At 61.5% G+C, this 13379-nt stretch carries 17 protein-coding genes; 16 read left to right on the forward strand and 1 reads right to left on the reverse strand.

Annotation, left to right across the window (positions count from 1 at the left end):
• Positions 1-330: 330 nt before the first annotated feature.
• The 8 genes from XI02_RS13430 to XI02_RS13465 all read left to right on the forward strand — a co-directional run bounded on the left by XI02_RS13430 (position 331) and on the right by XI02_RS13465 (position 5147).
• Positions 331-681, forward strand: coding sequence for a hypothetical protein (locus XI02_RS13430; RefSeq protein ID WP_194483413.1), 351 nt, complete (start codon positions 331-333; stop codon positions 679-681).
• 90 nt (positions 682-771) lie between these two features.
• Entirely contained in the window at positions 772-975 is a 204-nt protein-coding gene (locus tag XI02_RS13435; RefSeq protein WP_194483414.1) for a hypothetical protein, read from the forward strand.
• Positions 975-2420 (forward strand): DnaB-like helicase C-terminal domain-containing protein, encoded by a 1446-nt coding sequence (locus XI02_RS13440; RefSeq protein WP_194483415.1) that lies wholly within the window; start codon positions 975-977, stop codon positions 2418-2420. The genes XI02_RS13435 and XI02_RS13440 overlap by 1 nt, the downstream gene beginning before the upstream one ends.
• Positions 2420-3346, forward strand: a complete 927-nt coding sequence (locus tag XI02_RS13445; protein WP_194483416.1) for a hypothetical protein — start codon at positions 2420-2422, stop codon at positions 3344-3346. The genes XI02_RS13440 and XI02_RS13445 overlap by 1 nt, the downstream gene beginning before the upstream one ends.
• Positions 3347-3646: 300 nt before the next feature.
• On the forward strand, positions 3647-4234 hold the full coding sequence (locus XI02_RS13450) for a DUF6362 family protein (RefSeq protein WP_210339755.1): 588 nt from the start codon (positions 3647-3649) through the stop codon (positions 4232-4234).
• Positions 4231-4482, forward strand: coding sequence for a hypothetical protein (locus tag XI02_RS13455; protein ID WP_194483418.1), 252 nt, complete (start codon positions 4231-4233; stop codon positions 4480-4482). The genes XI02_RS13450 and XI02_RS13455 overlap by 4 nt, the downstream gene beginning before the upstream one ends.
• On the forward strand, positions 4472-4906 hold the full coding sequence (locus XI02_RS13460) for a hypothetical protein (protein ID WP_194483419.1): 435 nt from the start codon (positions 4472-4474) through the stop codon (positions 4904-4906). The genes XI02_RS13455 and XI02_RS13460 overlap by 11 nt, the downstream gene beginning before the upstream one ends.
• Entirely contained in the window at positions 4893-5147 is a 255-nt protein-coding gene (locus tag XI02_RS13465; protein WP_194483420.1) for a hypothetical protein, read from the forward strand. Before XI02_RS13460 ends, XI02_RS13465 begins: the two co-directional genes overlap by 14 nt.
• An 8-nt stretch (positions 5148-5155) precedes the next feature.
• Here the strand turns inward: XI02_RS13465 and XI02_RS13470 are convergent, their stop codons facing one another.
• Entirely contained in the window at positions 5156-5551 is a 396-nt protein-coding gene (locus tag XI02_RS13470; protein ID WP_194483421.1) for a hypothetical protein, read from the reverse strand.
• 133 nt (positions 5552-5684) lie between these two features.
• Here XI02_RS13470 and XI02_RS13475 point away from each other — a divergent pair, with 133 nt between their 5' ends.
• From XI02_RS13475 to XI02_RS13510, 8 genes are all read left to right on the forward strand, one after another.
• Positions 5685-6239 carry a hypothetical protein gene (locus tag XI02_RS13475; protein WP_194483422.1) on the forward strand — a complete coding sequence of 185 codons (555 nt, stop codon included), beginning with the start codon at positions 5685-5687 and terminating at the stop codon, positions 6237-6239.
• Positions 6240-6360: 121 nt separating this feature from the next.
• Positions 6361-7596 (forward strand): hypothetical protein, encoded by a 1236-nt coding sequence (locus XI02_RS45355; protein ID WP_194483423.1) that lies wholly within the window; start codon positions 6361-6363, stop codon positions 7594-7596.
• A gap of 9 nt (positions 7597-7605) precedes the next feature.
• The gene (locus tag XI02_RS13485; RefSeq protein ID WP_194483424.1) at positions 7606-9201 is read left to right on the forward strand and encodes a hypothetical protein; all 1596 of its coding nucleotides are present in this window, start codon (positions 7606-7608) and stop codon (positions 9199-9201) included.
• 139 nt (positions 9202-9340) lie between these two features.
• Positions 9341-10033, forward strand: coding sequence for a hypothetical protein (locus tag XI02_RS13490; protein ID WP_194483425.1), 693 nt, complete (start codon positions 9341-9343; stop codon positions 10031-10033).
• Between the two features lie 113 nt (positions 10034-10146).
• Positions 10147-10413 (forward strand): hypothetical protein, encoded by a 267-nt coding sequence (locus XI02_RS13495; RefSeq protein WP_194483426.1) that lies wholly within the window; start codon positions 10147-10149, stop codon positions 10411-10413.
• A 19-nt stretch (positions 10414-10432) separates the two neighbouring features.
• Complete coding sequence (locus XI02_RS13500; protein WP_194483427.1) at positions 10433-11536, forward strand: hypothetical protein; 1104 nt, start codon at positions 10433-10435, stop codon at positions 11534-11536.
• A 15-nt stretch (positions 11537-11551) separates the two neighbouring features.
• Positions 11552-12556, forward strand: coding sequence for a phage major capsid protein (locus tag XI02_RS13505; protein WP_194483428.1), 1005 nt, complete (start codon positions 11552-11554; stop codon positions 12554-12556).
• A 12-nt stretch (positions 12557-12568) separates the two neighbouring features.
• Entirely contained in the window at positions 12569-13351 is a 783-nt protein-coding gene (locus tag XI02_RS13510) for a hypothetical protein (protein ID WP_194483429.1), read from the forward strand.
• Positions 13352-13379 lie beyond the last annotated feature (28 nt).

Consider the following 13379-nt stretch of genomic DNA (forward strand, 5'->3'; position numbering starts at 1 on the left):
GGGCGATCGACTGCCTTGTAGGCGCTAATGCACTGAAAATCCCAAGCGCCGATAGTAGAGCGGACCGTGCTTCTCGATCAGATCAGCGTCCCACGCCCGATACCGCGCGATCGCTAGAGCCAGGTGAAGCTGGCGCGATGGGGGCGACGGCTCCCGTCGGTGTCGATGCCGAACCTTCATCACAGGATCCTTTTCAACAGGCGCCGGTCGGCGCTGAACAATCGTGATCGGACGTCGCCAAAGTTTCCTAGGCCGCGGCGACAGCCGGCTGAGTGTGAGTAGCGTCAGGCGTAACCGCCATCCGTGCTCTCTCCACAAGGAGAAGCACGGATGGCATCGGAAAAATCCGACAAGGCATCGGAGATGAGCCGAACAACGACATTGGATGAGGCTGCGGGCCTGCTGCGCCAGATCGCTGGCGATGGTGAGGCTGGCGAGTCCGTCAAGGGTGTGTTTCGGCGCCTGCAGCGCAAGCTAACGGGGTGGTCGCCGGGCCGAATCCGGGACGTTTGGTATCGAGACCGGCGCGTGCGTATCCGCGCGGAAGAAGTCGAACAGTTGCGCGCGTTGGCGAAGTCGAGAAGCGAAAGCGGATCTCGGGATGAACTCACTGAACTCCGGAACAGAATTGCGCGCCTTGAGCGCTTACTGGAAGCGGCGAGCGCGCCGGTCCACGGCTAAGGCCTTGTTACGCCTGAGCGTGGCCGGCTCGAAGTGGATCGAGCGATTGGCGCTCTGGATCGATCCGACGTTGGAAACGGAGGCGCAGCCGTGAGCGCAGATGTCACGCATTTAGAGACCAGGGTCGAACGTCATCTGCGCGAGTACAGCGAGCACCGCGAACGATTCGAGGTGAGCCGCGACATCAAGGATGCCTTGGCTGCGGGCCGCGCCTGGTCGCGGTTTCTCGCTGAGTTCGTTCCTGACGGGAAAACCAAAGAGGCCGTTCACGGGGATGCACTTCGGCGCCGCTGATGACATTACCAGCACTGACCCAGAACGAGCAAAACGCCGTAGACATTGAGCGAGCTTTCATTGGCTGCTGCCTATTGTCCTCGACAGCATATGCAGCCGCGGCGACCGCGGTGAACACCGATCAGTTTATCGAGCGATGGAACTCAACGATCTGGCAAGCGATGGGGGAGCTTGCGGCAGCCGGCAGCCCGTCAAACAATGTGACGTTGATCGGTCTGCTCGGTAATCCCGAGGTCGCGCCGAGCCTTACCTTATCGGGGTATCTCGCAAGCCTGATCACAGACCAGTGGTGCCCGCCCGGTTATGTCCTGGACTTCGCGCGGCAGATCCGGGAGGCATGGGCTAAGCGCTGCGTTGCCGGTCTGTGCGATGCACTCAAGGTTGATGCCCAGCAACCTGGTTCGATGCCGAAAACCATCATCGGCGACGCGATGCAGGCGCTCAACGACACGCTGGCGCGGATGGACCCGCGGCGATCCGGCTTCAAGACGATGGACCAGATCAGCACGCGCGTGGTCGACAAGATGGCGCGCGCGTATGCCGGCCAGAAGCCTGAAGGCTTGATGGCAACGGGGCTAAGGGACCTTGACCATGTACTCGATGGCGGCTTCATGCCTGGCGATCTGGTCGTCATGGCCGGGCGACCAGGGATGGGCAAGACGCTGGTCGCCAGCAGCATGTCTAGGCAGGCGGCGCGTGCGGATATGGCCGGCGGCTTCTACTCCATGGAGATGCCGGACGAGCAGGCGATGGCGCGGCTTCTGGCCGATGCCAGCTTTGGCCGATCGTCTCTTCAGCGAATCCCGTCGGGGCACATCCTGAAAGGAAAGCTGTCCGAATCGGACGTCAACATGGTGATCGACTCGGCGCGCAGGTTAAGCGATTTGCCCCTCTACATCGACGATACATCGTCCCTGTCGGTCGGAGAGGTGAGCGCGCGGACCAGAAGCTTGGTGGAACGCGCGCAGCGGGAAGGGCGGCGGCTGGGCTTCATCGTCATCGACTATCTGAAGTACCTGAAAGCGTCATCCCAATATCGCGGCCAGCGTCACTACGAGATCGGCGAGATCTGCGGTGGTCTGAAGTCGCTGGCCAAGGACCTGAACATCGTTGTCATCCTGCTCGCGCAGCTCAACCGAGAAGTTGAAAAGCGGGATGATAAGCGGCCGCAGCTTTCCGATCTGCGAGAGAGCGGCGACATTGAGGCCGACGCGGACACGGTGCTGTTCCTCTTCAGGGAGGAATACTACCTGTCCAAGCTCGAGCCGAAGCCGGGCACACCCGAGCACATGGAGTGGCAGACCAAGATTGAAAGTTGCCACAACCGCCTTGAGATCATCGTTGCGAAGCAGCGAAGCGGGCCCACAGACATCGTCAGGGTATTCTGTGACCCCGCAGCGTCGGCTATTCGAGACCTTGATGGACCGTATGGAGGGCTACGCTGATGGCCCGCATTCGGACAATCAAACCTGAGTTTCCCCAATCGGAGAGCATCGGCCAGCTGAGCCGCGATGCTCGTCTCCTTTTCCTTCAGCTCTTCACGGTCGTTGACGACTTTGGACGGGCTCGCGCGTCCTCGCGAATGCTCGCGAGCGTTCTCTACCCCTACGATGACGACGCGAAGGACCTCATAGACTCCTGGCTCGACGAATTGGAGGAGAAGGGGCACATCCGCCGTTACCGTGTGGATGGCACGCTCTACCTCGATATTCCTAACTGGTTGAAACACCAGAAGATTGATCATCCATCGAAGAAGGGACTTCCGGAGTTCACCGAGGATGCTCGCGAAGGCTCGCGAGGGCTCGCGCCTGATCTAGGACCAGTACCAGTATCTAGGACCAATATACGGTCGGTCGCTAAAGCGACGCGACCACGCCGCGGCGAAGAATTTGAAAAATTCAAAGCTGAATACCCCAAGCGCGACGGATCGAACCCCTGGACGCCAGCTGAAAAGCTTTTCGACCAAGCGATAGCTGCGGGAATGGATCCGACTGACCTGATCGCGGCTGCGCGCAGATACCGCGCGGAATGCGATCGCAAGGGACTTACCGGAACCGACAAGGTTGCTCAGGCCCAAACGTGGCTTCGGCAGAAACGCTGGACCGATTACGCGGATACGCCGCCAACGCTCCAGCTACCTGCAGCCGAAGATCAATCGTTCTGGGACCACGTCGAGCAAACCTACCGCAGCGCAGGGATCTGGTCGCGGCATGCTGGGCCCAAGCCCGGCTTCCCGGACTGCCGGGCTCCCACCGATGTGGTTCGTCGTATCCTCGAGATCGATGAGGCCAAACGTCTCTCGGGCGATGGAATGCAATTTGGCAGTGAGGGAAACGAGAGCGATGAACGACCACGTCAAGCTGCTGGGTGATGCTATCGCCAGTCGGCCCGCGCCTCCCCACATTGCCGGGCTGCACCCGGTAATTGGATCGTGGCATCGGGAGGGTCCTTGGATCCGAGGAAGCCGGCGGGGTACCTTTCAGGCCTGCTACAGCCGGTCTGTTGCGGAGTCGACGGAACGACGGCATCCCGTCGTTGACGCTGCCGTCATCCGCGACGAAAGCGCTGTCAGCTGGGTGCTTGAGCGCGCGCGCCCCGCATTTGCGCGCAGTACACGCGCGGCCGAGAGCTCGCGATCGCTGGCAACAGGAACCGCGGAGCCTGTCGGACCATGACGCCAAAACAGCAGCATTCTGCCCTCAAGGTAGCGATCAAGCGTGGGATCGTGGTGCTCGACGCGCTCGGCGACGCCGAGCTCAAATTCCAGAGCGTGTCGCAGGTCTGGAATCGGGCGACGGCCGATGCTGCGTTGGCCTACGGCTACAACGAAACCCGTGTTCGGATCGTGCCGACAGCTCGAGAGATTGCCCAGGCAGAGACCGTGGCCGATTGGCTGGCGTGGCTCGGGCATCACTATGGTGGTGTGCCGCGGCTGGTGGCCTGGGCGCATGATGATCCGATCTGGCGCATTGCTGAGCGTGAACATTGCAGCGAACGGACAATCCACAATCGGATTGACCGGTCGGTCGCGCTGATCCTGGAGCATTTCGGCGACGCCGAGGTTGATCTGCCCGTGATCGACGAGAGGCCGCAGCCGGCGCATTTGCCGAACTTCGTGGTTGAGCGTCCCTTGGCCGGGGTTAGTCCGGTCGTTAACCCGCATGGCAAGGTCTGGATCGGCGGCGTCGGCTGGATGAAGGATGGGAGGCCGTGGCGCGATGGCCGCGACAAGGCGGCTCGATATGAGGGACGACGATGAGTGAGATGGTTGAGCGCGTCGCCGCGGCGATGGAGAAGCGGCGAGCGGAACTGATCAATCAGCCCCTCGCTCGGATTTGGCCTGAACTTGCTGTTGCCGCCATCGAGGCGATGCGAGAGCCGACCGATGTCATGATTTCTGCTGCCCTTGCAGCGGATGGCACGAATATGCCTTTGGCCCTCGGCTACGACGACGCATACCGCGCGATGATCGATGCTGTACTTGGTGGAGCGAAGCATGCCGATTGACCTTGCCGACTATGCCAAGCCCATCCGTGACCAGCTCCGGAAGGGCGAGTTCGCCGCGGTGTACGTTGTGACGTCCGGGGCCGGAATCCCGAGCACGGAAATGAGCCGGGTAGGCTATGCGCTCGACCTGGTCGCGACGATCACGCGGCTTCAGGCGTCGGCGCCGGCCAAGCTGGGCATGCACGCGGCGCTCTGGGTTCCGAACCGGGCGATCGCGACGAACATCTCCAAGGCCGTGCAGTGCGACATGATGCCGACGCGGCGGGACGGCGGCTGGTTCGCGGCATCTGGTGCAACGATGCAGCGGGCCGTAGAACTCGCTGCATTCCGAATTCATCCAGGTGCGGTTATGCTGTGGCATGCTGAGCTGGTGACACAGCTGGAAGAGAGAACAAGGCGCGGGGGTAGCAGTGGCAAAGCTTGATCAAGAGCGCGTAGACAGGATTTACGAGAAACTGACCGGGCAACCCGCGGTGCGCGGCTCCTGGAACGTTCGAAAACGCGATCTGGCGCAGAATATCGTATACATTGATGAGGCCTGCCGGTCGGTCTTGGATGCGATTGCAGCCATCGAGCATGCTGCGCCGGGAGCGGACATGCCAGCGCTGGAGCAGGCGCTGCGCACCGAATTCCGATTTCTTAACACGCTCCAGGATCGTTCTTAGTCGCACCGCTAGTCTTTGGTGAACCCGGCGATCACCCATCCCAACAGCCACATACTTAGGAATGCAGCGACGCCTAGCCCGGCTACACCGGCACTGATCATGCTGATTTCCTGGAGACGTGACTTTTCGGGGATCAGATCCGAGGACGGATTGTCTTTGTCGAACCGATCGAAATAGTTTGGCTTCTTGTCTGATTGGTATTGCTCCCAGGGGCCGCGCTCCGTTGCTGAGCTAGGCTTCTGCGTTGGAAATTCCTTCCATTCATTGTTTGCTCTTTGGTAGTCCTGATAGATGCCTATTGAGAGAAATCCCGCGGCGAAGACAAAAAAGGGTATCGACAGCGCGATCCCCAGGCGCCTAAAGCCTCGGACAATCCGTTGAGCAGTATTCATAGCCTCGCGCATTCGTCGGCCAAAATCCAAGGGTTGTGGTTTTTAATACCATCAACCAAACAGTTATCCAAGGAGCGCTAGTGCGTCCATTGACTTTTGCAGCCGCGTAGCCAATATTGGCGTGCAAATCAGCTTGAGTGAATAGATGCGCCCGCCCGGCACCGCCGCGGCGGGTTTTGTATTTTGGAGCCAGGGAACGGCGATCAAAAGCCGAGCCGAGATGTCAGAACAGGAAGTGAAGACCGGACGCCCGAGCGTCTACACGGCGGAGATCGCTGGAATCATTCTCCAGCGCCTGACCGACGGCCAAACGTTGCGCGCGGTCTGCCGGGACGAAAGCCTGCCGTCCGAATCGACGGTGCGGACCTGGGCGATGGATAATCGCGAAGGGTTTGGTGATCGGTATAAGGCTGCTCGCGAAATTGGCTATCACGCGATGGCGGATGAAGTGCTCGAGCTCGCCGATGACGGCCGGAACGACTGGATCGAGCAGCAAGGCGAAGGCGACCAGAAGTTCTACAAGCTGAACGGTGAGCATGTTCAGCGCTCGCGGCTTCGATTCGATGCGCGCCGGTGGCTCCTGTCCAAGGCGCTCCCGAAGATCTACGGCGACAAGCTCGAGTTGGCTGGGGACAAAGATGCGCCTCTGACGGTGGTGATCCGCAAGTTCTCCGATGGCGGAAATCCTCCTACCGAATAGGTGGGAGCCGCGGGACTACCAGCGGCCACTCTGGAATGCTCTTGAGGCAGGGTGCCGGCGCGCGATCGGGATTTGGCATCGTCGGGCCGGTAAGGACGATGTTTGCCTGCATTGGGCGGCCGTGTCGGCCTTCGAGCGGCCGGCCACCTACTGGCACATGCTGCCGGAGTACGCTCAAGGGCGCAAAGCCATCTGGAATGCGGTCAATCCGCACACAGGCATCAGGAGGATTGACGAGGCGTTTCCGCGGGAGCTGCGGGCGACCACGAATGAGCAGGAGATGTTCATTCGGTTCAAGAACGGCGCGACATGGCAAGTCGTCGGGTCGGACAGCTACAACTCGACGGTGGGTTCTCCTCCGGCGGGCGTGACGTTCTCCGAATGGGCGCTGGCGAACCCCGCAGCGTATGCGTATCTCGCGCCGATCCTGGTGGAGAACAACGGTTGGGCGCTGTTCATCACGACGTCGCGCGGGCGCAATCACGCGAAGTCTATGCTGGATATGGCGCGAGGCAGCTCCGACTGGTTTGCCCAAGTCCTGACGGTCGACAACACTGGCGCGATCTCGCACGATGCTGTCGAGATTCAGCGCAAGGAGTATCACGGCATCTACGGCGACGAGGCCGGCGATGCCCTGATCGAGCAGGAGTATTACTGCTCCTTTGAGGCTGCCGTTCTCGGCTCCTACTGGGGCAAGCAGCTCAGGGAAGCGGAGCAGGGCGGAAGGATACTCGATGTCCCGGTCAACCGTGACCTGCCCGTCAACACGGCATGGGATATCGGCGTCGATGACGCGATGGCGATCTGGTGCTTCCAGGTCTATCCGGACCGTCTCGATGTCGTCGACTATTACGAGAACCACGGCCTCGGCTTCGACCACTATTGCCAGTGGCTCGATGAGCGGAAATATCACGGCACCGACTGGGTGCCGCACGACGCCAAGGTTCGTGAGGCCGGTGCGCCCGGTGCGCGTACACGAATCGAGACCCTGATTTCGCTCGGCCGGAAGCCTGAGCTGAGCCCAAACCAAAAGCTGATGGACGGCATTAACGCTGGTCGTCGGACGATCCCGTTCGCGCGGTTTGACAAGATCAGGACGGCGCGAGGACTGGATTGCCTCCGCGAATACAAGGCTGAATGGGATCAAGACAATCGCGTCTTCAAGAAGACGCCGGATCACAACTGGGCATCGCATGGAGCTGATGCCTGGCGATGTCTTGCGAATGCATGGCGCGCGCCGATGCGAGAGCCGGAGAAGAAGCCGGAAGCACCGTTGGTCACGCCGATGCAGGAAATGACCATTGATGCATGGATCAACGCAGAGCCGAGCGACAGCTTCGCGAGGGAAACACTGTGAGTGAACAGCTTGGCTGACGATACTCCGGACGATAGCGGCAAAGACAGTGACGTCGCTCACTGGCTGACCGAGATCGAACGCGCCCAGAATACGACGGCGATGAAGCGCTGGGAGGAACGCTGCCGGAAGATCCGCGACAAATATCGCTATGAGGCGTCCGCGACCGTCAAGAAGCGCGGCTATCAGATGCTGTGGTCGAACATGGAGACCATGAAGCCGGCCGTGATGTCGAAGCCTCCGAAGGGAGCGGTCCAGCAGCGATGGAAGGACCGGGACCCGGTCGCGAGCAAGGCGACCGAGATGCTGCAGCGCGCGATCAACTTCACCTTCGAGGCGAACGACTACATGTCGAAGTTCTTGCAGGTGCGCGACGATTACCTGCTCTATGCGCGCGGTATCGCGCGAGTGAAATACTCGCCGGTGTTCGACACGGTGACGCAGGAGGCCGGTCAGCCTGATGATGCGGCGATCGATCCCGCGAACGATCTGGCCGAGCAGGCGAAGGAAGCCTATGCGAGCCCGCAAACGATCCTGAAGTCCGAGAATGTTGTGCTGGAGTATTACCAGCGCGGTGATTTTGTCCATTCGATCTCACGGACATGGGATGAAGTCGAGTGGGAGGCGTTCCGCGGCTATCTCGGCCGCGATCAGCTCATCAATCGGTTCGGCAAGGAAATCGGCGGGGCAATCCCGCTCGATGCGACATCGGACGAATCCGACAAGGGCAAGAACAATCCAAGTCTGCCGACGTCGAAGGCGACGATCTGGGAGATCTGGGACAAGGTCAGGAATGAGGTGCTTTGGGTCGCCAAGGGCTATCCCAAGGTGCTCGAGCGCGGTCCGCCCTACCTCAAGTTTGACGGCTTCTTCCCGAATCCGAAGCCTGCCTATGGCACGCTGACGAACGACAGCCTTGAGCCGGTGCCGGATTTCATTTTCTACAAGGATCAGGCCGACGAGGTTGACATGCTGACGGCGCGGATTGCGTCGTTGCAGCAATCTCTGAAGTTCGTTGGCTTCTACCCAGCCGGACCTGAGGGTGAGGGCCAGCCTGCGGTCGAGCGCGCGATGCAGCCCGGGTTTGAAAACAAGCTGATCGCGGTGAAGTCGTGGGCGGCCTTCGTCGATGGTGGCAAGAACGGCGCGCCGATCACCTATTTGCCGATCGACCAGGTCGCCAACATCCTTAAGGGGTGCGTCGACCTCCGGAAGCAGTTGATTGAGGACATCTACCAGATCTACGGCCTGTCCGACATCATGCGCGGTGACGGCGATGCCAGCGAGACGGCCACGGCCCAATCGATCAAGGCGCAGTATGGCTCGGTGCGCATCAAAACGCGCCAGGATGAGATGGCGCGGTTTGCTCGGGACGTTACAGGGCTGGTCGGAGAGGTGATTTCGACATGCTTCGCGCCGGAGACCATCATGCAGATGGCGAACATGCCGCTGCCGAGCCAAGCGGAACTCGATGCGGCAGCGTTGGAGCAGCAGCGTCAGGCGCTGATCGCTCGTGCGTTGGCTCCTCAGCCACCGCAGATTGCCGGCCCGGGAGCCCCAGCCATGCTGCCGCCACCGGCGCCTCAATCGATGGGAGCAGTAACGTGAGAACCTGCGGCGATTGCCGGTCCTACGACCGAGAGTTCGAGCATGAAGGTAAGAAGTACGGCTTTTGCTTCCGATTCCCCCCAACTGCGCTGGCCGAGAACAAAAGCACCGCGCCATTGGTGCAGCGGGAACTGCGAGAGTGCGGCGAATTCAAGCCCAAGCCAAAGGTGCGTACCAAGGCCAAGGCAAGGGTGCGCAAGTGATCCCTGTTCAGCCGCCGATGCAGGGGCAGCCGTTGCCGCAGCCGCAACCCCCGGCACCCGCGCAGCAACCGGTGACCATCGACGCGGTGATGGCGCTTCTGCGCGACGGCATGACTCGGCGCTTCAGGATCGATATCGAGACGGACTCGACTATCACCGGTGACGAAAGCCAGGAGCGGAACGACCGGACCCAGTTCATCGAGACCACGACCAAATTTGTGCAGGCGTGGGGGCCGATAGTTCAAGCCAACCCGGATCTGGCGCCGCTCGCTGGTGGTCTTCTGAAGTTCGGCTTGCAGGCTTTCCGCACAGCGCGTCCGCTCGAGGAGCTGTTCGATGAGACGGTCGACAAGCTCGAGGCGAAGGCCGCGCAGCCCAAGCCGCCTCCGCAGCCGTCGCCCGATGAGGTGATCAAGTCGGAGACGGCCCAAGCGAAGGGGCAGGCGGAAATCATGAAGGCCCGGACCGACGCCGCAGCATCGATGCAGGACGCGGCGGCGAAGGAGCGCGCCGCGCAGATCGACATGGCCGGCAAGGTGATGGATCACCAGCATAAGGCGGCTGAGCACCAGATGGCGATGGAGCGCGCCGCGGTGCAGGCGGTCAACCCGCCGCAGGACCCGGTTTGATGCAGCGTCTTTGTAGGGCTTGTGGCGAGTTTCACGACCTGGACCAGCCGTGGCCGGCGAGGTGCCATGCGCACTTCCGTGCTAGCGGCCCGCGGTCGTCGCTCGCGTTCCCCATGGTTGTCTCCGACACCATGGCGCCGATCCGGAGCATGGCTGACGGCCAGTTCTATGACTCAAAAGCCGCGCTTCGGGAGCATTACCGCGATCGCGGTGTGATCGAGATCGGCAACGAAATTCCGGCAGCCATGCAGCTGGCGGAGGATAGCAGGCCCAAGCGGCCGAAGATCACCAAGGCGGACATTCACGGCGCCGTTCAGAAGGTCAGACAGGGCTACAAGCCGCGCCCGATGACGGTTTCCGAGTTCAAGGCCGCGGACTAACCCAGAGAGATCAAAATCTATGGCTGACGACGTTACCGACGTGCTCCCGGGCACGAGCGAACAAACTTCCACGCCCAGCGTTCGTGAATCGATCGAGGCTGCCGTCGCGCAGCAGCGCGAGACGCCAGAAACCGGCAGCGGCGAGCAGCACCAGCAGGCCGCCGAGCCTCCGGCGACCGAGAAGCCGGCAGCCGAGGGGCGGGATGAAAAGGGACGGTTCGTTGCCAAGCCGGCTGCGTTAGCAGCGCCTGCGCAGGCCGAGCAGGGCAACGCCGCCGCGCAGCAGGATCCCGCGGCGGCTGCCGATCAGCAAGCGCCCAAGACGGCCGCGCCGCCGACGTCTTGGTCTCCGACCGCGAAAGCCGCATTCAACGACTTGCCGCAGCCAGTGAAGGACGCGATCGCCAAGCGCGAGGATGAGGTCAACAACGGTTTTGCAAAGCTGCAGGAGTACAAGCCGCTCGATCGGTGGATCGAGGAGGCAAAGAAGGGCGGGACAGACCTCGCCACGGCGGTAGCGACCTATCGCACCATTGAGCTCGAGCTGCAGCGCGATTTTGTTAGCGGGATTGCCGGTCTGGCGCAGCGCCAGAATGTGCATCCGTTGCAGCTTGCTCAAGCAATTGTCGCCCGGTTCGGCGATCCGTCTCAAAGCGGAATCCCGGGCACGCAGCAGCCACATCAACAGGGCGCCGCGTTCGATCTGAAGCCGATCACTACTCGACTGGACGGACTGGAGAGGACTTTCCAGGCCCAACAGCAAGCCAGCGTGAACGCTGAAATCGAGCGCTTCGCATCAGACCCGAAGCACCCGTATTTCCACAACGTCCGCGAAACGATGGGTCATCTCATGAACTCGGGTCAAGCCGCGTCCATGGAAGATGCCTACGAGAAGGCTTGCTGGGCCAATCCGGAAATCCGCGCGCTGCTCATCAGGCAGCAGGCAGCGCCAGCACCGGCCGCGAAGGCTGACGACGCCGTTTCAAGGGCGCGCGCGGCCGCAAAAGCAACCGGGGGCACGCCTCCCGCTGGTCTCGCGGCGCCAACCGGCCTGCAGGTCCCGGCCGGCGCCTCTGTTCGTGACACCGTCGTCGCTGCCGTGAACGCGCAGCGCGGCCTATAAAGGAACATCCTTCAAATGGCATCTCCTCTCGTTACCACGGTAGACTGGGGTGACGTCACCACCACCACGCTCGAAAGCCGTTCGCGCGTGCTGGCCGACAACATCTCAAACAACAACGCTCTGCTCGCGGTGCTGAAGCAGAAGGGCAAGCAGAAGCCCTTCACCGGCGGCCGCGAGATCTTCCAGGAACTGCGCTATGCGCAGAACCAAACGTTCATGTGGTATTCGGGAACTGAGTTCCTGAACATCTCGCTGAACGAAACGATGACCGGCGCGCGCTTCCCGATCAAGCAGGCGTCGATCGCTGTTGTGCTGTCCGGCCTGGAGCAGATCCAGAATGCCGGCGACGAGCAGATGATCGACCTGATCGAGGCTCGCGTCGACACCGCGGAAGATACCTTCTGGAACCAGATGTCGGCGGCGGTCTACTCCGACGGCACCGGCTTTGGCGGCAAGCAGCTCAACGGGATCTCGCTGTTGATCTCCAAGGCGCCGACCTCCGGCATTGTCGGCGGCATCGATCGGTCGCAGCAGGTGTGGTGGCGGAATGCGGCGATCAACGCCAATACCGATACCCGCGGCGTGGTCACGGCGACCAATATCCAGTCGTACATGAACTCCATGACGATCAGCCTGAAGCGTAACAGCGACGGCATCGACATGATCGTGTTCGATAACAACTACTACCAGGCCTATCTGACGTCGCTGCAGACCATCCAGCGCATCACGACGTCGCCTTCTTCGAAGGCGGGCGCCGGCTTCACCTCGCTGAAATATTATGGCGCGGGCAAGGAAGTTGACGTCTATCTCGACGGCGGCAAGAACGGCCAGATCCCGGTGAACACCGGCTACTTCATCAACTCCGATTACCTGTTCTACCGCCCGTCTGCGAAGCGCAACTTCGTGGTGATCGGTGGTGATCGGACGCCGACGAACCAGGACGCCATCGTTCGGCTGATGGCATGGGCAGGCAACCTGACGGCGAACAATCTGTCGCTGCAGGGCGTGCTTTGGCAGTAAGGAGACGGACCAATGACTATCGCATATCTTCAGTATGAAGGTGTGGGTGCCCGGACCTACGTTCCGGAAGGCCCGATCGATACGACCGGTAAGACTGGTCCGCTGCCGAACTTCCGCCCTGGTGAGGTGGTTGCCGGCGATGCAGAAGCAGAGTTCGTCTACGTTCTGCTGACGACCGGCTCGACCAACGTCACGATCAACCAGGGCGACGTCTACTACTGGGACAACACCTTTGCGGCCACGGCGCTTGCGACCGCGGCCTCTCCGCGTGGTGTTTCGGTTGGCACCGTGTACCTTGGCGGTCGCTATGGCGATCCGGCATCGGCTCCGTTCTCGGTCGTGCTTCCGACCGCGGGCACCTATGGTGTGTGGATGCAGCGGGCCGGCGTCTCCCTGACCAAGGCCGCGTCCACCGCCGCGACCGGCAACCTTGCCGAAACGACTGCGACGGCCGGCCAGGTCAATGCCCCGGCATCGGCGACTGTTGGCACCAAGTTGATCGTTGGGATGTACTTCCCCGCGAACTACACGGCGCCGACCTTCACGGCCAACACCACCACCGGTTCGCCGACCTTGACGAACATCTCGACCCTGACCGGCATCTACCCGAACCAGGCGATTTCTGGCACGGGCATTCCGGGCTCGACGACGATCGCTTCGATCAACGGCAATCCGGGCAACTACACGATCACGATGTCTGCCAACGCCTCGGCAACCGGCACTGGCGTGACCGTGACGGCCAACGGGTACGTCGAGACGTATCTGAAGTGGCCCTACGTCGATAAGACGAACTAACCACCCTGGGGCGGCCTTCGGGCCGCCC

The organism is Bradyrhizobium sp. CCBAU 21365, assembly GCF_015291305.1.
Classification (GTDB): domain Bacteria; phylum Pseudomonadota; class Alphaproteobacteria; order Rhizobiales; family Xanthobacteraceae; genus Bradyrhizobium; species Bradyrhizobium elkanii.